Raw genomic sequence first — 24315 nt, 5'->3', positions numbered from 1 at the left:
ATTCTTAGGTATTCCATCAACCTGTACCTCGACTATTTTATTACGTGTATCCTTATACTACTTTTGGAAGATATTATAAGGAACCTTATTTCTTTTACAAAAAGACAGAACAGACTCTCTACTTGGTAACGATTCTGTTTGATACTGAAAATAAAACCTCTCTAAATCTTCGTTACTATACATAAATCTATAATTTTTTGTTCATAACGAATGTACTACTTCTATCTGTGAGTCCTAAATTGAATACTTACCAAAGAATTTTAGTGTTACTATTCTACACCTTTACTTTTCAATATTCTCACAATATCCTCATAAGATTTCATTGAGCCAATTTCTTCAGGTTCCAATGAAACATCAAAAATATCCTCTAATTCTGCCACTAGGTTCAACTGCCCCATTGAGTCCCATGCCGCACAATTTTCCTGAGAACAACTTTCATCAACTACGTCTAGTTCAAAAACATCTTTTAATATATCCAATACCTTCGTCTCCATAACCAATTATATTTTATTTCACTGTGATATGATAATACTTTTTTACTGAAAAATCCATCGATGATAAATTCAATGCATACTCTTTATTCCCATTTTCTTTTTCCATTATGCAAGAAAATCCCAGCTTATCATAAAAGTCCTTTACTTGCATATTTTTAGTTGTAGGTATATATTGAGCTTTTAATTCCAGCATTCCTTCAGACACCAATATTTTAAATAGTGTTTTAGCAAAAGCAATCTCTATACCTTTTCCCAAAATACGGCAACTTAACAAAAATGTATCTATTTTATTGCCATTAACCATCGCACATCCTGTAATACCACTATTACCAAACTTATCAGCAACACTGATACACCAAATTTTCCAACCATTTGTCATAAAGTTCCGTATATCAGCATCCGTATAACGTTTTGTTGTAAGATTAAACTGATTGGTTTTCTGAGTCATTTGAGCAATGCGTTGGATATTAAATTCATTAACAGCCTCTATTATGATCTGGATATCTAAACTCTCTAAGAATTCGTCAAAATCGGCAAATTTTTTTTGCATTCTTAAACGACTAGCCGCAGCCTTATATTGTTCTGCTTTCTTGCGATCTTCTTCAGTTATACTGTAAACCTTAAAATAATCATTCACTAATTGTTTGAAGAACTCAAGTAACATATAAGGATGCTCCGGAAAATCCGGGACACTTACCATCGGCAACATTTGTTTTACCAATTCTCGCTCTGTCGGATTATCGTCAACAAACACCATACTATCCAACCCTATATTCAATTCGTCTGCTAACTCTCTAATATTTGTTACCTTATCTGTCCAGTTGATACGATAAGCACTAAAATCATCTTTCTTCAATAGAATAAATGGATTTTTATCCCAAGCCTCCAGAACATCCTGTTCATTATTTTTAGAACAAATTGTCAAGATCACACCTGTCTTAGCTAACTGGATCAAAGCTTCTTGCCAATATAAAAAAGCCTTGCCAGGATAATCTCCACCTATCTGGATTCCGTCAGCCCCATCCTCTCCTAGCACTCCACCCCAAAGGGTATTATCCAAATCAAGGACAAGACATTTTTTTCGTTTCAATGCTATACTATCCAATTTACGACTCCACCATGCCTGAAAAGGTTTGTTTAGCTTAGGATTCATACCCATTTGAGAAATAAAATAAAACTTCCAGTCCATCAATTCAGAGACAGGATATTGACGAACAAAATCTCCCAAATCAACAACTTTTAAATTTGTGTGTGAACGTTCAGTTTCAAATAAAGCAGTATTATAATCAGACACAGCTTTAGTCAACAAACTATCGTCATCCGTAAACGGAGCATCATAAAAGGCCTCCATAGTCAAAGCTACAAACATCTTATCAGGATCTATCTGTTGAAGCACGAAATTGAATTTTTGAATATAACCATTAACTTCCTCAGCCAAAACCTGCCGTTCAAACTTTATAGGCACCTGATACCACCACACATAATACTCAAAGCCTGTAGGGATCACACTAATGTCATCATAACCTGAAAAGACATATCCTTTTGAGAAAAAGCGCTCTACTGTATTATTTCTAAAAACGTACCTCATGGTTAAAAAGTTACTTCTGCCGGTTCTTCAACCAGCTCTATTAAACCAATATTCTTATTATATAAAAATGCTACTTTAGAATTATGAATAGCAGGAGCTTCCACCGGCTTAGACACCACTATATATTTCATCTTACGTAAATCCGCTACTGCACCCTCAATATCATTTACCACATAGCAAGTATGATAAGGCGAAACTCCATTTTTCTCCAAGCTTTTACAAACAGGAGATGTCTCATCAACTGGTGCTAAAAGTTCCACTGTTGGCATATTTTCCTTTATCAACCAACAAATATTCACATTCTGAACAGGGTCAAAAATCGTTACAGATTGTTTATACCCCGCATTCACATAAATAGCAGCTGTAAGATCAATAGATCTTACAGCCAACCCTATGTGATGAAAAGTCATTGAATCCAGCATAATTATTACATAAACACCTTTGCAGGATTTCCTAAATAAGTTCTTTCATCCTTCCCGTTTCTCATCATTACAGAGCCTGGAGTTATATTAACATTATTACCTATTTTCTTATATTGAAGAACTGTCGATTTAACTCCAAATAAATTACAATCGCCCACAACAACTCCTCCCGAAATATTCACTGAAGGCATAATTATGTTATAATTTCCAATTTTACTATCATGGCCTAATTGCGTAAAAACATTAAGTAAATTAAAATTCCCTAACGAAGTATTATAGCTCAAAACAGATTTATTACATATAATATTGCCTATTCCGAATTGAACACTTGATTCATCCAGAAAATCAACACTGGGGGCAATAATATTAGGAAATGTAATATTAGGATTTATAATTTTTTCGACTACGCACTTCAATATCTTAGGAGATCCTATTGCCACAGCTATATCCAAAGGCATATCCCAAACATTCAATTCGGATTTGCCCCCAAGAATTTTTCCATATTTATTACTAGCTCCTCTTAACTTTTCATTATCATCAAAAAAACCTATAAAATTCCATCTAGCCTTTCGAAGACTTTCATTAACTAATTTAATTAAGCAAGCGATTTCACATCCAAAACCACCAGCACCATATACCGCAATATCTCTCATTTTATTATATCAATTATTTCCAGTAAAAGGATCCATCGTTGCCCACTCTCCACCTACTTGATTAATGTCTTCCCTGTATAAAACTTTTTTTATGGTTTTAAAAACAATCATTATATCAATAGACAAAGAACAATGATCTACATACCAAACGTCTAATTCAAATTTTTTTGCCCAAGAAATATTATTTCTTCCATTAATTTGTGCCCAACCCGTTATTCCCGGTCGTACCTCGTGCCGGCGAGCTTGCTCTTTACTATATAAAGGAAGATACTGTACCAATAACGGCCTCGGGCCAATCAAGGCCATATCTCCTTTCAAAACATTAATCAATTGGGGCAACTCGTCGATTGAGGTGGAACGGACAAACTTACCGACTTTCGTTAGCCGGTCAGCGTCAGGTAATAAATTCCCATCAGCACCTCGCTCATCCGTCATTGTCTTGAATTTGATGACCTTGAATATCTTACCATTCTTACCCGGACGCTCCTGTAAGAAAAATGCGCCGGCACCCTTGTTGGCAAAATGTAACCATACGGTAATCAGCAATAATATCGGCCAGATCATAGCCAATGCACAGAACACAAGGATGAAATCAATCATCCTCTTAAAGAAGTTTTTATACATAATAACTGAATAATTACAAGGACTCACTACCTACCGAGTTACAAACGAATCGCAGGTAACTCTTCCCAATTAATTTCCGCATCCGCTTCTTTTACACTACAAAAGTCAAAATCGGAAACATATCTCGTAAACTTCTTAAAACAGGAATTTAGGCCTATATAATTCTTAAAATACCTTGTAAGAACAGATTCGCCTTCTAGAGTCGCAAACGTACGGGCCTGCTCTTTATCAAAATCCCTAATATGGAAATAAGTCATAACATAATCAGAATCAACCGTCAAAGCCTTTATCTTAAAATACGGAAATATGCGGAAGTATCCCCCTCCAGAATATACAATTTCACGTCCCCATATTGTAGATGGAGCTATCGGAAACTCTTTGATAGATACCCCATCTATCTCTATTTTACTAGGGAACTTACTTTTATACTCCGGGAAACCACCAAAACTACGACTGGTAGGAAAAATCGAACAATCATATAAAATACCAGCCTCCGCAAGAACAGACAAAATCCAACAATTTTCTCTCGTAATAGAAAACGCAGGCGCACGATAAGCAGTTACCTTCTGGCCGATACAATCTTCTATCGCATTCAACGCTTTATAGGTATCCTCCTTAATTTCTTTTTCCGTTGGTTGTTTCCAAAAAGTATGGGAAAACGAATGACATCCTATATGGTGTCCTCGTTCCGCTATACCTTTAACGACAGCCGGATTTGAGACAGCCACTTCTCCCAAAATAAAGAAAGTCGCTTTGATTCCTCTTCCATCCAATAAATCCAATACTACCCGAAGGTATTTATCCAAACGTGGTTCCCAATCCGACCTATCCCCTAACTTATAATAATCGTACCCCCACCAATCCTCTATATCAAACGTCAGAATTTTCATAATAAATCGTAATTTGACAGATTAGTATCCCAAAGATGTAAATCCCAAATAGCGTTATCAATACTTTTAGAATCCAATATACGCCCCATAAAATTAAATCGTTTAGGCTCAAGCCTTTCAGGTATACGAATAAGACCTGTATATAGAGAAGGTATACTCCCTATATATAAAATCAAGTCAAACTCTTTCCCTTGATGTTTTATCAGATATTGAAGGGCCTTATTGAAATTCCTTGAAGATTTAGGAGACACGTCTATCAAGAAGGCCGTCCAAATATGATCGTATCTCATTATTTTATACACAAACTCACACCCTCTTTCGTTTATTTTACGATAATCCCCATCCTGGCGACTGTAACGCATCCGATTATAACTCTCCTCCTCTTTATGTATCTGATAATCATAAATATCAGGATTCGCAAATAAGCCTAAAAATCCAACCCACAATCGGCTGATACATACGGAAAATAAATTCAAGAATGATAAAGCAGATTTTATCCCCCCAATCCGGTAGGGTAAACAATGAATACTCATTTTTCCGATCTCTCTCATCAATTTCGACTTCAGCAAGACCGGATAGGAGTTATCATTAGGATAACCAAAAACAAAAGAGACTCCATTCTTAGCCATATAGCTATATGCGGCTTTTACCATATCAAAAAAGCTGAAAAAATCTCTGTATTTCTTTGCGACCATAGAAGTCACGCTATTCGCAAACAACATCTTTTCCCCTTTAAACAAATAGTAGGCCGGTACATAAGAATTAAGGCCTACTATTTGATCATCATCTTCTATGATAGCATGAAAAGAATAGCCTAAAACATTTTGGGTATATGCCTCCTTTAAACGTTCAATCGAGTTTTCCCGTTCGAATACGGACTCAAACAACGCCACAATTTGCCTCCATTCGCTAGAAGACAATTCATCCGTCCTTTTACAAACAATACGCATACCCAACTCACGCTTTAAGCACCACTCCAGCCCAAGAATAACCAACCCCAAAGCCGGCAAGAAGAACATTTCCGTTTAATCTATTTTCTCGTTTTGCCTCACAAAGCGCCAACGGAATACTGCTCGAGACCGTGTTTCCCACCTCTGACAGGAAATAATAGAATTTTTCTTCTTCGATTTTCATCTTCTTCCGAAGAAAGTTCAACATATATTTATTGGCCTGATGTAAAACAAACAAATTAATTTCAGGCTGTTCCAGATTATTTTTCAACAATGTATCTTTCACCACTACAGGAACATTCTTTTGAGTGAAAGTGAATATTTCCGCACCATTCATATATAGGTAATCAGATGAAACGGGATTGCCATTCTCATCAAAAGACAAATCATTTTTAGTCTTCTTTTCCCTAGACGCTCCTGTACGGACTATGAGATTATTAGCACCTTTCCCATCCGTTCCCAATGCGAATTCTCCTATTTCCGCAAATCCTTCGGTCGAGATAATCGACGCACTAGCCGCATCTCCGAATATGGTACGGTTCCCCTTGTCTCTCGGATGTAAAAACTTCGAATAAGTCTCTGCCGTCAACAGCAGCACATTCTTCGCAATTCTCCCTATTATCAATCCCTTAGCGATAGCCAATCCATACACATAGCCCGAACAACCCAAGCTATAGTCTATCGCCCCAATATTGGTACGTAACCCCAACTGTTCTTGAATCAAACAAGCAGAAGTAGGCAGGAAATAATCCGGACTTTGTGTACAAAAAAGCACAAAATCAACATCCTCTCGTTTTATGTCCGAATTTATAGCAAACAAATTATTGGCAGCGGCCACCGCCATATCCAAAGCAGTCTCCTGCTCACCTGCCACATGTCGATTGTTCACCCCCACCTTCGAAGCAATCTTATCAACTGTCCATTCAGGAAACTCCTCTACCAACTTTTCATTGGAAAGAATCTTTGGGGGCAAATAATATGATATTCGTTTTATATATGCCTTCATATCTTATGATTATACCAAAGTTAATTCACCTCCACCTGTTATATCTATAGCCGACCCCGTCATCCAAACGGAAGTATCCGAAAGTAGATAAACCGCCAAATAAGCGATATCTTCCGGTTTTCCGTACCGCTGTAAAGGATACGATTTTTGAACTTCATTATAATCAGCCCCCGTCTTAGTTTCATCTTTTCGAGTCAAGTCCGTCCAAACCATAGCCGGACAAATACTATTCACACGAATCTGACGTGACGCCAACTCCAAACCTAGTACCTTGGCATAAGATAAAATCGCACCTTTTGAAGCGGCATAAAGCGCATTACCTACGGTTGGAGCAAAAGCCGCACGGGAAGCTATAAAAACAATAGAAGCTCCTTTGGATATTTTTTTCTTTCGCAACAATGTACGTTGCAATAAAATCGGTGCATTGAAATTAATAGCCATTATGTTTTCTATATCCGAAGATTTAAGCATCTTACACAACATTCGTTCCTGTATTCCCGCACAATGCACGACTCCATCCAACGGAGGTAGCTTATTCACTAAAAGATCAATATCTCCTTCCTCGGATAAATCGGACAGGATCATTTGATGTCCTTCACCTTCCATCTGTGATAAGGTTTTACATAGACGTTCCTCATTGCGAGCAGTAATATACACGCTAGCTCCTAGTCGAGAGCATTCCACCGCAATAGAACGTCCAATACCGGAAGAGGCCCCTGTCACCAGAAACGTTTTATTCTCCAAAGAAAAAGGATTATAACTCAGCCTATTCATCCTTTAGCACACACGATCTCAAACAAATCACCTATCGTTTCAGCTTTCCTTAGGTCATCAGCCTTGATCTCCACACCATATATCTCATCAACCATGGCGATTATGGAGAGGGTTATCAATGAACTCCACTCTTCCAATTCTCGGAACTTTGTCCCGGCCGTAAACAGGTCAGCCTCTGTGTCATCAAATTGATCCGCAAAATTTTGTACAAAATCTTTTATTTCCATATTCAAACTATTAAATCTTTCATTATATATATGTATTCTCTTTGATCCTTTTCGCAGGATTACCAGCGATAATACTATTGTCTGGAAAATCTTTGGTAACAACCGCCCCAGTTCCAACAATGCAATTATTTCCAATATGTACCCCCGGTAATATAATAGACGCAATCCCTATAAAACAATTGGCACCTATATAGACATCACCTTTTATACCACGAGCAGCATCATGTGCCATAATATATACCCCCCTAGTAATCAAAGTATTATCTCCAACATGTATTCCTCTTGGATTTATCGTAAGATCCAAATTAGCTCGCCAAGAGATACGGACATTATGACCAATATCCATCTTATATATATTACGTAAATACCATGGATAGAAATGGACTAATTTTCCAAATAAAAATTTTCGAATTTTATTAATCAACATAAACACATAATTTATTGTCCAACATTTGAGGACTCAACACCCAAGTCAAACTCCGTATAAAAGTGGCGCTCACGTTTTTCTACTGGTGGGATTTGCATATAATCTCCATACAAATTTCTCAAATAAGTATCAGGATCACAGGGCAAATTCACCTCAACACCTTCAAACATCCCCTTAGATACCGGTAAAAAAACATCACAAGGTAGTCTTTCTCCCCAATAAGACTTCCTACCCATAGCAATAGTCATAAATCTGCTTAAATGTATTTTCGATATCAATTTATCATATAATCGATAATAAGATTTCAAAGGAAAAATAGAAAATATAAAACCCATACATTTTGCGATACAATAAATAATTTTTGTCCTCAAAGAACAAAACATCACAGCTTTATAATTGACATCATTCGATTTATAAGATTTTACCGCATACATTATAGACCTCAATATCTGTACTAAGAAATGAATCAATCTAGACAAGTACCTAGAATTAGGAGCATAATCAATTGGTGTTATATCTATTAATACTCCCATTTTTTTCAACTCATTCACCTTCGTAAGAATTGTATCTTTTCTTGATACCTGAACAAAATATTGAAAGTTTCCTTCATTAGAGAAAGGATAAAACAAATCATATTTATTTCCTAATTCTTTATTAAAAACAGAAATAAATTTCATATAATCTTCGCGAGGCATCATCAAATCGATATCATCATCCCAAGGAATAAAGCCCTTGTGTCTTACCGCACCTAAAACAGATCCCCCTCCTAACATAAAACAAAGCCCATATTTACTACAAACTAACGCTATATCCTTATATATGGAGAACAAGCACTTCCTCAATCGTTCCCTTTCTTTATCAGTAAGTTCCCGAAGAACACTTATTTGTGACAAATTAGCATTTATATAATCTCCGACTCGTTTCATTTATGACACATCATACTATTTAAAACTCTATTCAATCCATCCTCTAAAAAGATAAACGGCTTCCAACCCAAAGACTCTAATTTGGAAGAATCCAAGACCGCTCGTTGCACTTTAGAATACCCCTTTACTTCTTGCTCGGAAGGAATATCATATACTATCTTTACCCCAGCCATATTCGCTATCATTTCCGCCAACTCTTTAATGGATAATATCGATTCTCGATTGGCAATATTATAAGCCTCTCCATCCTTTCCTCGTAATAAGATATAGAACAACGCCGAAGCACAATCCATTACATGGCAATAAGAACGAATCTGCTGTCCCTCGCTCTTCAATATAATATCTTCACCCACTTGGGCCTTTCGCAAAAACTGAGCGAATGCTCGATCGTCACGTCCAATATCTGAACCATAAATATGACATGGACGAGCAATTACAATATCTACACCGTATTGCTCTTTATAAGCAATACACAACGTCTCAGAAGCTCGCTTACCAGAAGGGTAACAAGCTCTGAGATTTAAACAATCCACATAGCCACTATAAGTTTCCGTAAAATCCGTTCCATCTCCTTCTCCATAGACTTCACCAGATGAAATATACAAAAGGCGAGCTTGTTTCTCCTTGGCCAAATCCAACGTATTCGCCACGCCCCAAAGATTGGCTTTCATAGTTCCGACCGGATCTGTAGCGTAACGTTTCGGAGAGGCGTTACTCGCTCCATGGATAATATAATCTAGCGGAACATCCAATGAAAGAGGCTTTATAATGTCATGTTGCATAAATGTAAATAACGGATTATTCCAATACTGTTGAAACCTTTTTTGAGCGTAATCCTTATTCCTACTTATTGCATAGATCTTTATACCTAAATTTTCTCGTTCATTATCGCCCATTAATTGATCTATAAAAGCTGAACATATCAAACCAGATGCTCCAGTTATCAAAATAGACTTGCTTTTTAAATCACCTATCAACGTTCCAACATTCACTTCAATCCCTCCTCTTTCCTATAATCTAACAACGAAGTAAAAATCTCTATATCTTCCACTGTCGTTATCTTTAAATTCCGCTCTGATCCTTTCGAAAAATATACAGTCTCCCCCAGTCTACACATCAAATCACAAGAAGCAACCGTATTTGAAATGCCCAATCGATCACTTTCCCTATGTGCCCACAATAATTTTCCTAGCTCATAAGTATGAGGAGTTTGTGTACGAAGTAGTTCATCTCTAGGTATATTTATAGTGGATGATTGACCATCTTTACTTTTAAAGACCACCTCCACACAAGGAATTACTGCAACGGCACTTCCAAACTCTTTTTGTTTGGCCAAACTATCCGATATAATATCCGGACTTATCATCGGTCGATTCCCATCATGTATCATTACAACATCAGAAATGTCACAATGTTTCTCCAATTCTAATAAGCCATTGCGAATCGATTCATGACCAGTGTTTCCACCTGATACCACCCATTTCAATTTAGTTATATTAAATTGCTTCGCATATGCCCATATAATATCAATCCAACGTTCCAACCCTACTACAATAATAGCATCTATACTAGGATGCCGCTCAAAAGCCTCCAATGTATAAATTAAAATAGGTTTATTCTTAACATGAAGAAATTGCTTGGGTATATCTTGATGCATACGAGTGCCGGTTCCTCCGGCGGTTAATAATGCGATATTCATAATGTATTAATTTTAAATCATTTAGCATCCTCTTCCAAGGCTTCTCTCAAAGCCCTAATATATCCTTTTCCCCACTTCAAATCAGGTTCCATATAATTACCCTCAGCCCACTCATTCCATGACTTAAGGAAAATAACCTTATCCTCATCCGGTTTATCTTTTATCCTATTCAATATCATCTTTACATGTTTCTTAAATAATGCAGGTGTAGCTTTATGAAAGATAAATGCTCCGGGCCCACGACGAGGAGAGTTATCCCAACCCGGTATAATATTAGGATACACTCTATCTTCCTCATAATATGGAGTATCAATTTTTTCTATAGCCTTTTTATATGAAATTTTATTCAAAGAATACCCTAAAATACGAGATATATTACGTGTAATACGTATAACAATATTATTCACTTTTTTCCCTTCTATATTCCAAGCCGAATATAACCGACACAGAGAAACAGCTTCAAACTCTCGAATAATGGGATTCTTTATATTGGATATATCTTCTGAATTTGCAATAAAATAAAATCCTGGTAAATCATTTTGACTCGCTAATTCGTTCCATCTCATTTTAAAATATTTGAAATTCGGTATATCCAATGGCGCATATATTAAAAACAAGAGCTTTCCATGAATTCGAAAATAACGCTGATCTCTAAACATTGGCAGCATAGTATAGAAATGACAATCAACATCTTTTTTCCCAGGATACTCTTGCAATATCAAAGGCTTAGGTATAACCGTCTGTTTCTCTCTGTTCCACGATTTATTTAGCCAAGTATGGTTTGCCCATCCTAAACAAAAAGGAAAATCTGGTTCCCCTAACTTAACAACTTCCTGTAACGGATTTTCCAACAGCTGTTTTCCATTACCAAACCAATAATGCCAATAACAAAAAGCTGAAATACCAGCCTCTTTTGCCAAATCAGCTTGTTGTTGACGCACCTGCGGTAAACGTAGATCATAATACCCCAAATCAGCCGGAACTCGAGGTTGATAATGTCCTCTATAATATTTTTTAGCACGCCCTACACTGGTCCATTCTGTGAATCCTTTCCCCCACCATTCATCATTTTCTGGTATAGGATGAAATTGAGGTAAATAAAAAGCTATTACTTTTACTTTACTAGACATTACGAATAAAAATTAAAATATTATCTCTTTAAAACATATATAGGAGATATCAACAAAAACAAATACAAATAACTAAAAATAAATGGTCGTTGATAAATCAAAGAAAAAAGTACAATAGACATAATCAAGAAATTTTTAGACATTGAATGGCTCCTCCAAATAAGATAAAGAAATGAGAACATATAAATAGTAAACATGATAAAACCATGATCCACTATTAGATGTTTATAGGAGGCACCACCCGAATCGACTATTTCTGCCATACCTTTTCCACATCCTATCCAAAAATTCGCTGTGAACAAAAAATTCTTATACCAACTATCAAAGGAAGCTGTTGTACGATTATCTCCAGAAAACTCGCCTCCTGAAAAATCCAAACGAGTTAAAATAAACTTGTTCACTAACTCATCATTTTGCAAATACAGAAACAGGTCTGTCAAAAGCAATAAAACGAGAATCTTATACTGCACCTTTGCATAAAGCAGGAAATATAAAAATTGAAGTAGATAAAAATACAAAGAGAAACTAAAAACCCCACTCAGCAACAAAACCACATTCTTCCAATCCCTCATATTCCATCGGTTTGTAATGAGCATAACCCCTGCAATAGTACCTACTACACCCGGCTCATCATAACAACCACAAAAACGAAAATAAGAAAAATAGTTTTCATCTGGTATTACACAAAAAGGATAAGCTAAATAATTGTATGATTTTAAATTATTCAAAGGTTCTATTATAGAATGAGGTAAATCATATTCAATCCATACCACTAAAAAATAGACAACCAATGAAATCGTTATCGTATATACAAAAAAATCCCGGTACAGAGTATAAACTATCTGTACATCTCTCTTCTTCAAGAAAAAGACAAAAAATGGCAAAAAAGAAAATAATCTGCCTAATAAATTAAGATCTAATACATATAAAGAAGCATACAAATAAAAAACAAGAAACAAGAAGCTAGAAGTAAAACTCTTTTCTTCAACCTTCATACCGGATAGAATCAAAACCGATATTCCACATAGTAACTGTCCACAATTGCCAACTTTTAATCCCCAAAAGAAATACAACTCAGAGGATAATATCAAACCTATCAGAAATATGAATAGAACATATTTTCGTATTTGCATACCAAATAATTCTGTATATAAAGTATCATCATACTTAGGAAACACATTGCACATCCAACTAAATCAATCAGCCTAACACATATTTATTTTTTAAATACCTCCAAATAGTATTCAACACATCATTAAATCTAAATAAAAACAACGGATAAAACAAAAATAAAAAATTCAGCCCATAACTTCGTAACAATGTTGCAAAATAAATACTCTCTCTAGTTTCTTCCGAGTCAGAAAATCTTTTATCCAACACATCATAATCCAATGACAATTTAGAAAACTTAAAATTCAACTCTGAATCACCTAAAATTATCCTCTTAAATTCATCATTGAATTTAAGTTCATCCAACGCACAATCACCCAGCACATTTCCTATAGACTCCCTATACACCCTATCTTCTATTAATTTTTTCGCTTCTTCATGAAATTCTTCCAAATTTGTATATGCAAGTCTATATGTTCGATCGCCAAAATCAACTGGTTTATCATCAATCTTAGAGTAAGATTCAAAACTTTCCTTTAAAACAAAGGATAGAACAGGTTTTCTATTTAACATTGCATACTTTAACATTAAGCCACCAACAGTAGGATAAGTTTGAAGAAAAATATCAATATGTTTAAATACTTGATTTATATCTTTTCTATAACTAAGATTTATCAATCTACCATACAAATTATTTTTTAATATAAATTTACTCACATACTCATTATTGTCTCGCAAAGCAATAAGAACAATCAATGAATTATTATTCTCAATTAGTTTTTTAATAATATTCAAAAAAGTATCGTTCTTATCTTTGATTTTATATGAAGCTCCTCCTGTAAACATTAGAACTGCTCCCTCCTGTAGAGGAAAATCAAATCCTTCAAAACAATGACTATCAAGAACCGGATAAAAAGGTAGTTTAAACATTTTATTCTTAGGAAAACAACGTTTTTCCAAAGATACAGTATAGCCAAAATCATCAAACTCCAGCATAATATCCGTACAATTGATACCAACCCAAGTCAAATGACTACCTAAATTTATTCTATATCTAATAGAAGATGCAATCTTATTTAAAACAACAACGTCAAGGCAAGAAAAAGAATGAATAAAAATCTTCTCAGGTCTATATTCAACTATACTATTATATATCAATTGTATAGATTTTACGAAATCAGTATCCTTACTAATCTTTATAACTGAAGCTTTCTCATATTTATCCAACATAGATTGTATTTCTTCACTAGGGTGATCCGAAAGCTCTGTTTTTATATATAATATATTAACGCCCATATTCATTATTGCACTAAGATATTGTTGAGTCAAACCATGATCATCCCACATCATAGAATCACAGAACACATAATTACCTTGTATGGGGTGAAATAAACATTCTTCTGGAAATAATATATCAGATATTTTTAACAATATAGACTCCAGCTCATCATCTCTATAAATCGAACTGTTTATTTCTATATTAAGAACCGACCGAATCTTTTTTAGTGCCAAGTTTAAATTTCCAGCCTCAACATCTTGATGTATATTTTTCTTTGCTGTCAAACAAATATTATTCCAATCTACCCTATGTTTCATCACTTCAATTACAATTAACTCTACCAAAAGACTATTTTACATACAATATTCTTCTAAAAATAAAAACCATACAAATCAAATACACCACATAATTCACCAAGTACGCCTGATTGATTCCTACTACACCATTCATACGCATAAACAAGAAACCCAATATCACAAAATTCAAAGAAAACAACACTTCTGTTGATACAAATGCTTTTGTCATAGATTTAGCGACCAGTAAGAAAGATAACAGCCAACTACATATCTTAAAAAAATCTCCAGCCAATTGCCAAAAGAACAGATTCTCCATCGGCAAGAACTCCGGTGTGAAAAGAATACGGATCATGACAGTACGCAACAGGTAAACCAAAGTAAAAGCGACCAACAACATCGGAACAATCACTTTGTAAGCCTTCACTATTTCCCGCTTGATCTCAACAGAATCCTTCAATTCCGAAAGGCGTGGCAAATAATAAACAGAAAACGAACTTGTAATCACCATCAGATACATGTGAGAGATCCGGTTCATGCCTTCCCACCAACCTGCTTCTACAGGCGATATCTCTGAAATCACATATCCTCTCAACAACATTTGGGAAACAGGTACCGTAGCCGCTGTAGTAAGCGCCATCAAGGTATAGTGCATATATTTCCTCGACAAGGTACCGTTTATCTTCCGCTTAAAATTACCCCATGTAAACCAAGGTAATTTCCGCATCATCCAAAGCGTAATAAAGAACATAATGCTTTGATAGGTCACGGCACTGATCAAAGCACCGGGCAATCTTAAAACAGAAACAAATGACAATGTGAAAATCAAGCCTATTACGCTATTGGCAATATTAATCCTTACATATCTCTTAAATTCCTTAAACCCGTTAAGAATCGAGATTAACATTAGATTTAAAGCATACAATAAGATTGTAAAACCAAATATGATAAAAACGTAATTATAATCCGGTGATAATAAGATGACCTTGCTTAAATAAGAGTTGAAGAGAATCAAAAAAGTACCAACAAGTAATGAACAGACAGCCGTGATCTGCAACGCAGTCGATAAGCAGTCCTTGATTCTCTCTTTATCCTCTTTATATTCAGCCACGTATTTGGTGATACCGTTATTGATACCTCCACTGGCTAAAGACATCGCAATTGTAGCGAAATTATTCAATTGTCCCACTAAAGCCACTCCAGAAGGACCAATTATTGAGGCTACCACTTTAACGCTAATCAGCCCCGTAAGCATCTTTACCACGGTAGACATGGCTGTAAAGGAAAAGACTTTTACGATGTCCGCCTTTAATGTCCGTTGGCTGAAAGAGAGAATTTTATGAACTATTCCCATTTATTCAATACATTTACCACATAAGTTGCCTCCTCTATTGTCAATACAGGACTTATAGGCAAGCTCAATTCTTGTGAGGCTATTTGTTCTGTTATCGGGAATGCTAGTTCATTCCATTGCTTATAACACTCCTGTTTATGAGGAGGAATCGGATAATGTATAACCGTACCTACTCCATTCTTGGTTAAATAAGCTTGGAGCTCATCCCGCCTTTCGCAAAATACCGGAAAAAGATGAAATACATTTTGCTCTTCAGGAAGCGTATCCGGAAAATTGATATGCGGATTGTTTATATGATCTATATAATATTTTCCGATCATCTTTCTGTGGGCGTTGTCTTCCTTTAAATATTTTAGCTTCACGTCCAACACGGCTGCTTGGATTTCATCCAAACGACTATTACGTCCCGTATATTTAAATACGTATTTCTTTTGGCTTCCATAATTGGCCAACGCTCGGATGGCTACAGCTAATTCCTTATCATTCGTCGTCACCGCACCGCCATCACCCAATGCCCCTAAATTCTTACCCGGATAAAAGCTATGGCCTGCCGCATCCCCCAAGTTGCCAGTCATACGTCCATCTTGATAGAAACAACCATGACTTTGTGCACAATCCTCCACCAATTTCAGATCGTACTTTTTGCATAACGTTCCGATTTTCTCCGTATAAGCTATACGTCCATACAAATGGACAATGGCAATAGCTTTCGTTCTAGGCGTAATGACCTCTTCTATCAAGTCTTCATCAATCTCAAGCGTATTGAGTTTCGGCTCTACTAAAATCGGCTTCAAACCATTTTCTGTTATTGCCAAAATCGTAGCTATATAGGTATTAGCAGGAACAATCACCTCATCACCAGGTTTCATCACGCCCAATTCAATGTACGCTCGGAATATCCATATAAGTGCGTCAAGACCATTTGCACAACCAATACAATACCCTGTTCCTATATATTTGGCATAGTTAGTCTCGAAAGTATCATTTTCCTTACCTTGTAAATACCAACCGCTATCAACCACACGACACACAACTTCGTGAATCTCCTCTGCGTGAAGAGCAGTCAAATCTTTTAATGAAAGAAATGGAATCATATTATTTATACTTTAAGTTGTTCTTATGATTCATTATTTTATCTCATACGTTTCATATCTTTTTGCATAATGAGCTCCTATTTTAATATCCTTAAAAATACAAGCTTCTCCACGAGCTATACGCAAAGCATTAAGCACAACATCCAAACCAGCCATACATGAATATTCAATACCAGCCGGAAGCCTAGGGTTAATTTCTATGATTTTTAGGCCTTTATTGGTTATGAAAAATTCTGCATTTATCACACCATTCAAATTAAAGATATCTGCAATTATACAACAGAGTTGTCGTATTTCAGGAATATCTACAATTTCCACCGCAATACCACACCCATTACTATTGCGGAGTAATTCTAATTTTTGAACAACCTCAAATTGCTCTGTTTTTCTATTACGGACTATGTCAACAGAAACAATTTCACCTGTCACATATTCTTGAGCAATATAATTATCCCAAACACTAGCATACTTCCACAGCTCTTCCATATTTTCAATTTTTCTGCATCCTATACTAGCTCTTCCCTCAACAGGTTTGATAAATATTGGAAAATTATCATTATTAACATCCGTTATATTTTCATATCTCTTTATACAATATTTTGCGATATTTTTTTCCGACCATTCTGCAAATAAATTCTTATTATGACAAGTAATTATAGCATCTATATTTGCGAGACACAATGTAATACCAATAGCATTAAAATCTTCTTTATGTTTTGCAACAACCTCAACTTCTTCATCTACCACACAAAAAAACACCTCTACATTATGTTCCTTACAAAAATTCAGTAGATATTGAACATAACCTTCCCTATCATGTAATACAGAGGGAAATTGAAAAAATTCATCAACTTCATTGGAATTTGCAATACTATATTTTCCATTTATATCAGCTCCAATCACATAAAAAACCTCTTCAGCCTTCTTTAATTCACTTATTATAGTTGTACAATTCATTGTACCTATTGCAGTAATCAAGACTCTTGTTTGATTATTATTCATTATATTAAAATTAGCAGATTTATCACAATGAAAAACAAAATACTAATCTCTCCTAAATTCTAAAAATTTATCATAATCCCTTATATAATCCCCCTCATCATACCCATTCGAAGCCAAAACCAAGCATACAGAACCCGAAGAAAAATCATCCAATGTACGCCATATACCCGGAACGATATAAAGCCCTTGATAAGGACGGTTCAAATGGAAAGTTCGTTTTACATTTCCGTCATCCAATGTAACCGTAAAACTACCACTTGCAGCAATAATCAATTGGCTTAGCTCCTTATGCGCATGGCCACCACGACTCTCACCACCAGGGACATCATACAAATAATAAGCGCGTTTCACATCAAAAGGGACAGTCTTTAGGTTCTCTACTACTGTTAAGTTTCCTTTTCGGTCGCTATGATGTTTATCAAGCTCTATCATTGTACAATCATAAACACTGGATGTTCGCATGAGTATAATTTTTAAATTCTTGATAATCGTATATATAATCATCCACACTATAAGGGATAGACGCTAAAACTAAGGCCAATGAGTTTGTTGAAAAATTGACCATTTCCCTCCAAGCCCCTTTGGGCACATAAAGTCCGTAATAGGATCGATTCAACAGGAATGTCTGTTGTCGTATCCCATCATCAATATGAACCTCAAAACTTCCCGACAATGCGATGATAAACTCTTCATTCTTCTTATAGGCATGACCTCCACGCACTTCCCCTCCCGGCACATCGTATATCCAATAACTACGTGCGATTTTGAATGGAACATGCTGGAATTCCTCTACAAAGGAAAGATTACCCCGCTTATCTAAAAACTTGGGTAGCTCTATTATTACCGGCTTGTTATCCATATATTTTCTCACCTACCGTTGTACATAGAATCATAATACCTCTCACACTCCCCACTCGTGATGTTATCCATCCATTCCTGATTCTCCAAATACCATTTTACGGTCTTTTCAATACCTTCTTCAAATTGATATAAAGGTTCCCAACCTAGTTCTTTCTGCAATTTGGTAGAATCAATGGCATACCGAGCATCATGTCCCAAACGGTCGGTTACATAAGTGATGAGATCCATATCCTCTCCTTCCCTACGTCCCAACAAACGGTCTACGGTACGAATGATCACCTTGATGATATCAATATTCTTCCATTCATTGAAGCCCCCTATATTATAGGTATCCGCAACCTTACCCTGATGAAATATCAAATCAATGGCACGGGCATGATCTTCAACGAACAACCAATCCCGCACATTCTCGCCTCTTCCGTAAACAGGCAGGGGTTTGCGATGACGAATATTATTAATGAATAAGGGAATCAGCTTCTCTGGGAACTGGTAAGGGCCATAATTATTACTACAATTAGTCACAATAGTCGGCATCCCGTAGGTATCGTGGAATGCACGAACAAAATGGTCACTGCTCGCCTTACTTGCGGAGTATGGACTATGTGGGTTATACTTGGTATTCTCATAAAAGAAATCCTTTCCGTAGGCATGGTGATGCCCACCCGAGGAAGCGGTAGTGATAAATGGCGGTTCTATTCCCTCCGGATGACTCATGGTTAACGCACCATAAACCTCATCCGTTGAGATATGGTAAAACATCTTACCTTCATATTTTTCAGGTAGCGATTCCCAATACAATTTGGCCGCTTGTAATAAGGATAGGGTTCCCATCACATTCGTTCGAGCGAAAGTGAACGGATCCTTGATACTCCGATCCACATGGCTTTCTGCTGCTAAATGAATCACACCGTCCACTTCATATTGCACCATTAACTCTTGAATCTTTATAAAATCGCAAATATCAGCCTTTACAAAAGTGTAATTTTGCCTGTTCTCTATGTCCTTAAGATTTGCCAAATTCCCAGCATATGTCAATTTATCCAAGTTAATGATATGACAATCAATATACTTGTTCACAAACAGGCGCACCACATGGCTACCAATAAATCCGGCTCCTCCTGTTATAAGTATATTCCGCTTAAATTCCATCATTCGTTATTTTTAGTCAATTATTTTTACGTTTGTAAGTATTCAATCCAACTCCTCAAACTGAGAATTCTGACTCTTAAACTCGGGGACAAAGGCTTTCATCTCCTTTACCATCGAGAGGATCTGAACACGGAGGGACAATTCCGTTAACACATTGATATGTTCTACCACATCCTTATAGTCATACTCACGAACCGCCGCCACTCGAATCTTCTCGTGAGGGGTCTCTTTCGTGTTCTCCTTGTTGTTCAGTAGCTCTTCATACAATTTCTCACCGGGGCGGAGACCAGTGTACTTGATCTCGATGTCTTTGTCTACCTGTAATCCGGACAGCTCGATCATGCGCTTCGCCAAATCCGCTATCTTCACCGGCTCTCCCATATCGAAGATAAAGATCTCACCACCCTTGCCCATTGTACCGGCCTCTAACACCAGGCGACAAGCCTCCGGGATAGTCATAAAGTAACGGATGATATCGGGATGGGTGACCGTCACTGGACCTCCCTGAGCGATTTGTTCCCGGAAACGGGGGATAACCGAACCGTTGCTACCCAATACGTTTCCAAAGCGGGTCGTAATGAAACGCGTCTCGCCTTTCACCTCTCCTCGCTCGATCGCAAGGCTCAGACTCTGTACATAGATCTCAGCCAAGCGCTTGCTACAGCCCATGATGTTCGTGGGGTTCACCGCCTTATCCGTACTGATCATCACAAATTTCTCCACACCATAGCTTACAGCGGCATCCGCCATCACACGAGTACCGAACACGTTTGTTCGGATCGCCTCGCAGGGATTCTCCTCCATTAAAGGGACATGCTTGTAGGCCGCCGCATGGAACACTACTTGGGGGTGCCAGTTGCGGAACACATAATCCACACGGTCCGGGCTACGGACATCGCCGATCACCGGGACAAAGTTTAGTCCCTTATATTTTTCTTCCAATTCCAGACGGAGATTATGCATCGGAGTCTCGGCGGAGTCGAAGCAAACCAACTTCTTAATCGGGAAATGAGCCAGCTGGCGACAGATCTCGCTACCGATACTGCCGGCGGCTCCCGTGACAAGCACGGTCTTCCCTTCCAACAGATTGCCGATTTCGTCCAGATTAATATGGATCTCCTCACGACCCAGCAAATCCTCGATACGGATCTCTCGGACGGAACGTTTCGCCTCACCTCCACGTAGCTCCTCCATCTCCGGGACTACCAATGTCTTCAAAGAGGCCTGCTCGCAATAACGGATCAAACGGTCACGCTCCTGATGGGCAACCTTTATATTGGGGAAGAGAACGCCATCCAAGCTGTTGCGAGGGATCAAGCGATACAGATCCTCCACGTTCTCGATCTGGTAGACCGGCAACTCCGCAATCCGGATGCTTTTCTTGGAATTACCAAAGGAAAGGAAGCCCATGATGCTATAATTCTGCATGAATACCTGACGGTTCGCCGATGTGGCGATCATCACGCTCTCCTCCTCCGTGCCAAAGACCAGTACCCGCTTGCGTTTCTTACCGAGTTGCAGGAGGACGCTGTTATAGACATTGATCACGAAGACACGCAACGTGACCAACATCACGATCGTCAACGTACTGTCCATGATTCCACCCAACCAATAGATAGAAGGGCTGAAACGGGCTTTCAACAGCCAAAGCAGCAGGAACATCAAGAGCGACTTGCCGATCGCAGCACCACCGATCCGCCACAAGCCACGCAGCGTGGAATGGCGAATAACCCCATGATATGCTTTGAACAGCAAGAACGAAACGATACTGCTCACAAATGAGGAGAGGCCCACTTTCAGCACATCAGACTCTCCAATACGTATATGCAGAATGGAGAACATTCCTAGTACGCCCAGCAACGATACGGAGAGCGAGACGAAAAGGTCCGCACTAAAAATGATCCAACGGTTGATATACCGCAAATTCACCAGACGGCCTAAGGCCAATCGCCATCTGCCCTTATGAAAATCCATCATTTGTATTTTGTTTGTTTTATATTCAGTGCCCTAACTTTTCCCAACGGCGGTGCCTGTGACTCGTGGCGTCCCGAAGCGGCGGGCGTAATACAGCTTTCCGTCCGCAAGATCGTACCATCACCTTGGTGGATGATTTGGATCGCATGGGTTGCATTGGGCACGATCTGCACATTGCAACCGTAGATATGGAAGACGAAACGTGCTTGTTCCGCCCGCTCATGGTTTTCTGTCATATCGTAATTTTTTCAGTAAGGTTATCACTTTTCGTTTCCCTTGGAAAACGAGGTATATATGAATTGCCCTGTGAAGTATATATCAATTGCCTAACACAGTATATATCCTCGGGCACATGCAGTATATCTTCTCAAAAACGGCCAGTTGAGCGGTGTCTGAGACGACTGCTCCACGCATCGTTGATACGGGCACGGATGTTGCTGACGCTTTTACCCTTCGTGATTCGGGGGGTGATGGGTAGAAAGAGGCGGATGAAACGCTCTTTGACCATCTCCTCGGGGGTTATTTTCAGCTCGTTCTCTTGCATGACCAGAATGACTTGGGCCAACTCGGTAACCGTCCGGCACTCGACGATCTGCGCAAGATAGCGTTCCAGATCCTCTTCTTTATTTATATAGGCACGAAAACGGATCGTTTCAGGCATGAGACCGGATCTACCGTCCCCCTCTTCTTGGGAGGTCTCCCCGCAATATTCTCCCACATAGAAGTTCTGGATGGCTTCCGTAGCGTTGGGGAGTATCTGGTTATTGCCGCCGTGTATGGTAATCGTTATATCAGACATAAGGTATATATGAATCGTTTGTCAATGAAAAGTAAACAGTTTGTCAACGGTTATCAACGGATTTGATTTCGCTATCCGGGGGTTGTACTTTCGCATTGTCAACAATAAGTTTAATCTTTTAAAAAAAAGAAGTATGATTAATTATTCAACTTACATGTGGAAAAGTCCACTGGATGAGACCGCAAAGGAACAGGCGTACGCCAAGAACCAAGTGACGAAAGTGATGAGTTTCGATGATTTCGTGAAGCACATCTCAGATCACAACGGTGTTTTCACACGCGGCACGGTAAAAGGCGTGGTAAGCGACACCTGCTCATGTCTAGTGGAACAATTGCTGAACGGCTACAAGGTACAATTCGGCGAACTAGGAATCTTTAGTATCTCCATCACCTGCGAGCCGGCCGCTACACTCAAGGACTTCTCCAGCGATAATATCAAGGCGGTGAACATTCTATTCAATCCGGGTATAGACTTCGAGAACCTACGTTCTAAGGCTGAATTCAACCTAGTAACCAGCCGTGCGATCCAAGCCGCCTCGCTGAAGGCGGTAAAGGAGAATAAAGACACGGTAGACTTGGCTGCGTTGAAGAAAGGAGACTCAGAATCTCCCGATGAGATCTAAATCCTGCCATTGAGAAATACGGCTCTTAACCATGAAGCTTATTTTATTCATTTATTTAAAGACTACAAGTATGAAAAAAACAAATTGGAAGAGCGTCTTGCTCTACATCATCCGCATTGTCGAACTGGTCATCACCGGTGCCGCCGGTGGAGCCACTAGCGGTTGGATCGGATGAGAACCATCACGCTGATTATCGTGCATTGCTCTGCCAATAGGCAGGGCAGCACTTTACGGATGATGGACATCGACCATCTGCATCGCTCTCTCGGCTGGAAAGGCTGCGGATATCACTTTGTCATCCCGACCGATGGTACGATCGAGACCGGTAGGCCCCTTGAACAAGTGGGCGCTCACTGTAAGAACCACAATCGGTACAGTATCGGGGTTTGCTATATCGGAGGACTCGCCAACGATGGAAAGACTCCCATGGATACCCGAACGGAAGCCCAACGAGAAGCCCTACAGGGTTTGCTTCGTGAATTGCATCAGCGATTCCCCAAAGCCCTAATCGTGGGACATCAAGACTTGGACCCGTCGAAATCCTGTCCCTGTTTTAATGTCGTGAACGAGTTTTCCGATTAGTTTAACGCAGGGAGTCCCTTCACCTCCCTCGTATGCCACGCTTGGTAGGCGGGAGCGGAGAGTTCAGGTACAGTCAATAACTTGTAATCCGCCCCGTTCTGCTTAGCTATATGTTTTCGTTCATACAAACGAAGGGAACGATCCGTTACGGAAACCATGACAACCGGAAAAGGATAAGCGTACAGGCGCATCGGCGTGATCTCACTATCCGGAAAGGCACGACGCAATTGATAAGCGGAACGTTCGAACGCGACCCAATAAGATCCCGTACAATATAAATGGATCGAGGTCTGATTCGCACACTCACGATTCATGATCTCTCTCAAATGCCCTTTCAGCAATAGCATCAAACGGATACCGGAGGGAGTTTCGCTTTCCTTTCTCAT

Annotated in this window: 30 protein-coding genes; 3 read left to right on the top strand and 27 right to left on the bottom strand. The window is 38.3% G+C overall.

The features are described 5' to 3' along the window. Window positions 1–269 precede the first annotated feature (269 nt). The 26 genes from BDI_RS18185 to BDI_RS18060 all read right to left on the bottom strand — a co-directional run bounded on the left by BDI_RS18185 (window position 270) and on the right by BDI_RS18060 (window position 22725). Window positions 270–494, bottom strand: a complete 225-nt coding sequence (locus tag BDI_RS18185) for an acyl carrier protein (RefSeq protein WP_012056115.1) — start codon at window positions 492–494, stop codon at window positions 270–272. Between the two features lie 13 nt (window positions 495–507). Beyond that, window positions 508–2082, bottom strand: a complete 1575-nt coding sequence (locus BDI_RS18180; protein WP_012056114.1) for an HAD-IIIC family phosphatase — start codon at window positions 2080–2082, stop codon at window positions 508–510. A 2-nt stretch (window positions 2083–2084) separates the two neighbouring features. Continuing rightward, window positions 2085–2504 carry a VOC family protein gene (locus BDI_RS18175; RefSeq protein ID WP_012056113.1) on the bottom strand — a complete coding sequence of 140 codons (420 nt, stop codon included), beginning with the start codon at window positions 2502–2504 and terminating at the stop codon, window positions 2085–2087. A 5-nt stretch (window positions 2505–2509) separates the two neighbouring features. Then, window positions 2510–3157, bottom strand: a complete 648-nt coding sequence (locus BDI_RS18170) for an acetyltransferase (protein WP_012056112.1) — start codon at window positions 3155–3157, stop codon at window positions 2510–2512. A gap of 9 nt (window positions 3158–3166) precedes the next feature. Continuing rightward, complete coding sequence (locus BDI_RS18165) at window positions 3167–3781, bottom strand: sugar transferase (RefSeq protein WP_012056111.1); 615 nt, start codon at window positions 3779–3781, stop codon at window positions 3167–3169. A 38-nt stretch (window positions 3782–3819) separates the two neighbouring features. After that, entirely contained in the window at window positions 3820–4563 is a 744-nt protein-coding gene (locus BDI_RS18160; RefSeq protein WP_122135412.1) for a polysaccharide deacetylase family protein, read from the bottom strand. 104 nt (window positions 4564–4667) lie between these two features. Further along, window positions 4668–5690 carry a GNAT family N-acetyltransferase gene (locus BDI_RS18155; RefSeq protein WP_012056109.1) on the bottom strand — a complete coding sequence of 341 codons (1023 nt, stop codon included), beginning with the start codon at window positions 5688–5690 and terminating at the stop codon, window positions 4668–4670. Beyond that, entirely contained in the window at window positions 5629–6627 is a 999-nt protein-coding gene (locus tag BDI_RS18150; RefSeq protein ID WP_012056108.1) for a 3-oxoacyl-ACP synthase III family protein, read from the bottom strand. The genes BDI_RS18155 and BDI_RS18150 overlap by 62 nt, the downstream gene beginning before the upstream one ends. A gap of 9 nt (window positions 6628–6636) precedes the next feature. Continuing rightward, window positions 6637–7371 carry an SDR family NAD(P)-dependent oxidoreductase gene (locus tag BDI_RS18145; RefSeq protein WP_012056107.1) on the bottom strand — a complete coding sequence of 245 codons (735 nt, stop codon included), beginning with the start codon at window positions 7369–7371 and terminating at the stop codon, window positions 6637–6639. Window positions 7372–7397: 26 nt separating this feature from the next. Continuing rightward, window positions 7398–7628 carry an acyl carrier protein gene (locus BDI_RS18140; protein ID WP_041525627.1) on the bottom strand — a complete coding sequence of 77 codons (231 nt, stop codon included), beginning with the start codon at window positions 7626–7628 and terminating at the stop codon, window positions 7398–7400. A gap of 22 nt (window positions 7629–7650) precedes the next feature. Further along, window positions 7651–8055: an acyltransferase gene (locus tag BDI_RS18135; RefSeq protein ID WP_012056105.1), complete on the bottom strand. Its 405-nt coding sequence runs from the start codon at window positions 8053–8055 to the stop codon at window positions 7651–7653. An 11-nt stretch (window positions 8056–8066) separates the two neighbouring features. Then, a complete protein-coding gene (locus BDI_RS18130) occupies window positions 8067–8981 on the bottom strand; it encodes a LicD family protein (protein ID WP_012056104.1) in 915 nt (304 codons plus the stop codon). After that, on the bottom strand, window positions 8978–9973 hold the full coding sequence (locus BDI_RS18125) for an NAD-dependent epimerase/dehydratase family protein (protein WP_158303809.1): 996 nt from the start codon (window positions 9971–9973) through the stop codon (window positions 8978–8980). The genes BDI_RS18130 and BDI_RS18125 overlap by 4 nt, the downstream gene beginning before the upstream one ends. Continuing rightward, window positions 9970–10680, bottom strand: coding sequence for an IspD/TarI family cytidylyltransferase (locus BDI_RS18120; RefSeq protein ID WP_012056102.1), 711 nt, complete (start codon window positions 10678–10680; stop codon window positions 9970–9972). Before BDI_RS18120 ends, BDI_RS18125 begins: the two co-directional genes overlap by 4 nt. A 17-nt stretch (window positions 10681–10697) precedes the next feature. Next, window positions 10698–11810, bottom strand: a complete 1113-nt coding sequence (locus BDI_RS18115; protein ID WP_012056101.1) for a glycosyltransferase WbsX family protein — start codon at window positions 11808–11810, stop codon at window positions 10698–10700. A gap of 20 nt (window positions 11811–11830) precedes the next feature. After that, window positions 11831–12805, bottom strand: a complete 975-nt coding sequence (locus tag BDI_RS18110) for a hypothetical protein (protein WP_127908263.1) — start codon at window positions 12803–12805, stop codon at window positions 11831–11833. Window positions 12806–13010: 205 nt separating this feature from the next. Beyond that, window positions 13011–14543, bottom strand: coding sequence for a hypothetical protein (locus tag BDI_RS18105; RefSeq protein ID WP_012056099.1), 1533 nt, complete (start codon window positions 14541–14543; stop codon window positions 13011–13013). Window positions 14544–14547: 4 nt separating this feature from the next. Continuing rightward, window positions 14548–15846, bottom strand: a complete 1299-nt coding sequence (locus tag BDI_RS18100; RefSeq protein ID WP_012056098.1) for an O-antigen translocase — start codon at window positions 15844–15846, stop codon at window positions 14548–14550. Continuing rightward, entirely contained in the window at window positions 15837–16940 is a 1104-nt protein-coding gene (locus BDI_RS18095) for a DegT/DnrJ/EryC1/StrS family aminotransferase (RefSeq protein WP_012056097.1), read from the bottom strand. The genes BDI_RS18100 and BDI_RS18095 overlap by 10 nt, the downstream gene beginning before the upstream one ends. A gap of 33 nt (window positions 16941–16973) precedes the next feature. Continuing rightward, window positions 16974–17942 carry an ATP-grasp domain-containing protein gene (locus BDI_RS18090; protein ID WP_012056096.1) on the bottom strand — a complete coding sequence of 323 codons (969 nt, stop codon included), beginning with the start codon at window positions 17940–17942 and terminating at the stop codon, window positions 16974–16976. A 42-nt stretch (window positions 17943–17984) separates the two neighbouring features. Further along, window positions 17985–18404: a sugar 3,4-ketoisomerase gene (locus BDI_RS18085; protein WP_012056095.1), complete on the bottom strand. Its 420-nt coding sequence runs from the start codon at window positions 18402–18404 to the stop codon at window positions 17985–17987. Beyond that, a complete protein-coding gene (locus tag BDI_RS18080) occupies window positions 18382–18801 on the bottom strand; it encodes a sugar 3,4-ketoisomerase (RefSeq protein ID WP_012056094.1) in 420 nt (139 codons plus the stop codon). Before BDI_RS18080 ends, BDI_RS18085 begins: the two co-directional genes overlap by 23 nt. Window positions 18802–18809: 8 nt before the next feature. Continuing rightward, a complete protein-coding gene (locus tag BDI_RS18075) occupies window positions 18810–19952 on the bottom strand; it encodes a dTDP-glucose 4,6-dehydratase (protein ID WP_012056093.1) in 1143 nt (380 codons plus the stop codon). A gap of 42 nt (window positions 19953–19994) precedes the next feature. Then, window positions 19995–21929: a polysaccharide biosynthesis protein gene (locus BDI_RS18070; RefSeq protein WP_012056092.1), complete on the bottom strand. Its 1935-nt coding sequence runs from the start codon at window positions 21927–21929 to the stop codon at window positions 19995–19997. Next, entirely contained in the window at window positions 21926–22162 is a 237-nt protein-coding gene (locus tag BDI_RS18065) for a hypothetical protein (RefSeq protein WP_005859228.1), read from the bottom strand. The genes BDI_RS18070 and BDI_RS18065 overlap by 4 nt, the downstream gene beginning before the upstream one ends. A gap of 131 nt (window positions 22163–22293) precedes the next feature. Then, window positions 22294–22725: a hypothetical protein gene (locus BDI_RS18060; protein ID WP_041525622.1), complete on the bottom strand. Its 432-nt coding sequence runs from the start codon at window positions 22723–22725 to the stop codon at window positions 22294–22296. A gap of 133 nt (window positions 22726–22858) precedes the next feature. Here BDI_RS18060 and BDI_RS18055 point away from each other — a divergent pair, with 133 nt between their 5' ends. Genes BDI_RS18055 through BDI_RS18050 form a run of 3 tightly spaced genes read left to right on the top strand, consistent with a single transcriptional unit; the run spans window position 22859 to window position 23929 of the window. Next, the gene (locus BDI_RS18055) at window positions 22859–23347 is read left to right on the top strand and encodes a hypothetical protein (protein WP_005859232.1); all 489 of its coding nucleotides are present in this window, start codon (window positions 22859–22861) and stop codon (window positions 23345–23347) included. A 31-nt stretch (window positions 23348–23378) separates the two neighbouring features. Then, complete coding sequence (locus BDI_RS20890; protein WP_010182156.1) at window positions 23379–23522, top strand: hypothetical protein; 144 nt, start codon at window positions 23379–23381, stop codon at window positions 23520–23522. Continuing rightward, window positions 23519–23929, top strand: a complete 411-nt coding sequence (locus BDI_RS18050; protein ID WP_012056091.1) for an N-acetylmuramoyl-L-alanine amidase — start codon at window positions 23519–23521, stop codon at window positions 23927–23929. The genes BDI_RS20890 and BDI_RS18050 overlap by 4 nt, the downstream gene beginning before the upstream one ends. Here BDI_RS18050 and BDI_RS18045 read toward each other — a convergent pair. Continuing rightward, the gene (locus tag BDI_RS18045; RefSeq protein WP_008779262.1) at window positions 23926–24315 is read right to left on the bottom strand and encodes a hypothetical protein; all 390 of its coding nucleotides are present in this window, start codon (window positions 24313–24315) and stop codon (window positions 23926–23928) included. The two genes, BDI_RS18050 and BDI_RS18045, sit on opposite strands and share 4 nt — an antisense overlap.

The organism is Parabacteroides distasonis ATCC 8503, from assembly GCF_000012845.1.
Lineage (GTDB): Bacteria > Bacteroidota > Bacteroidia > Bacteroidales > Tannerellaceae > Parabacteroides > Parabacteroides distasonis.
Note: the sequence above shows the minus strand (reverse complement) of the source record. Positions and strands in the feature narration are given on the sequence as shown.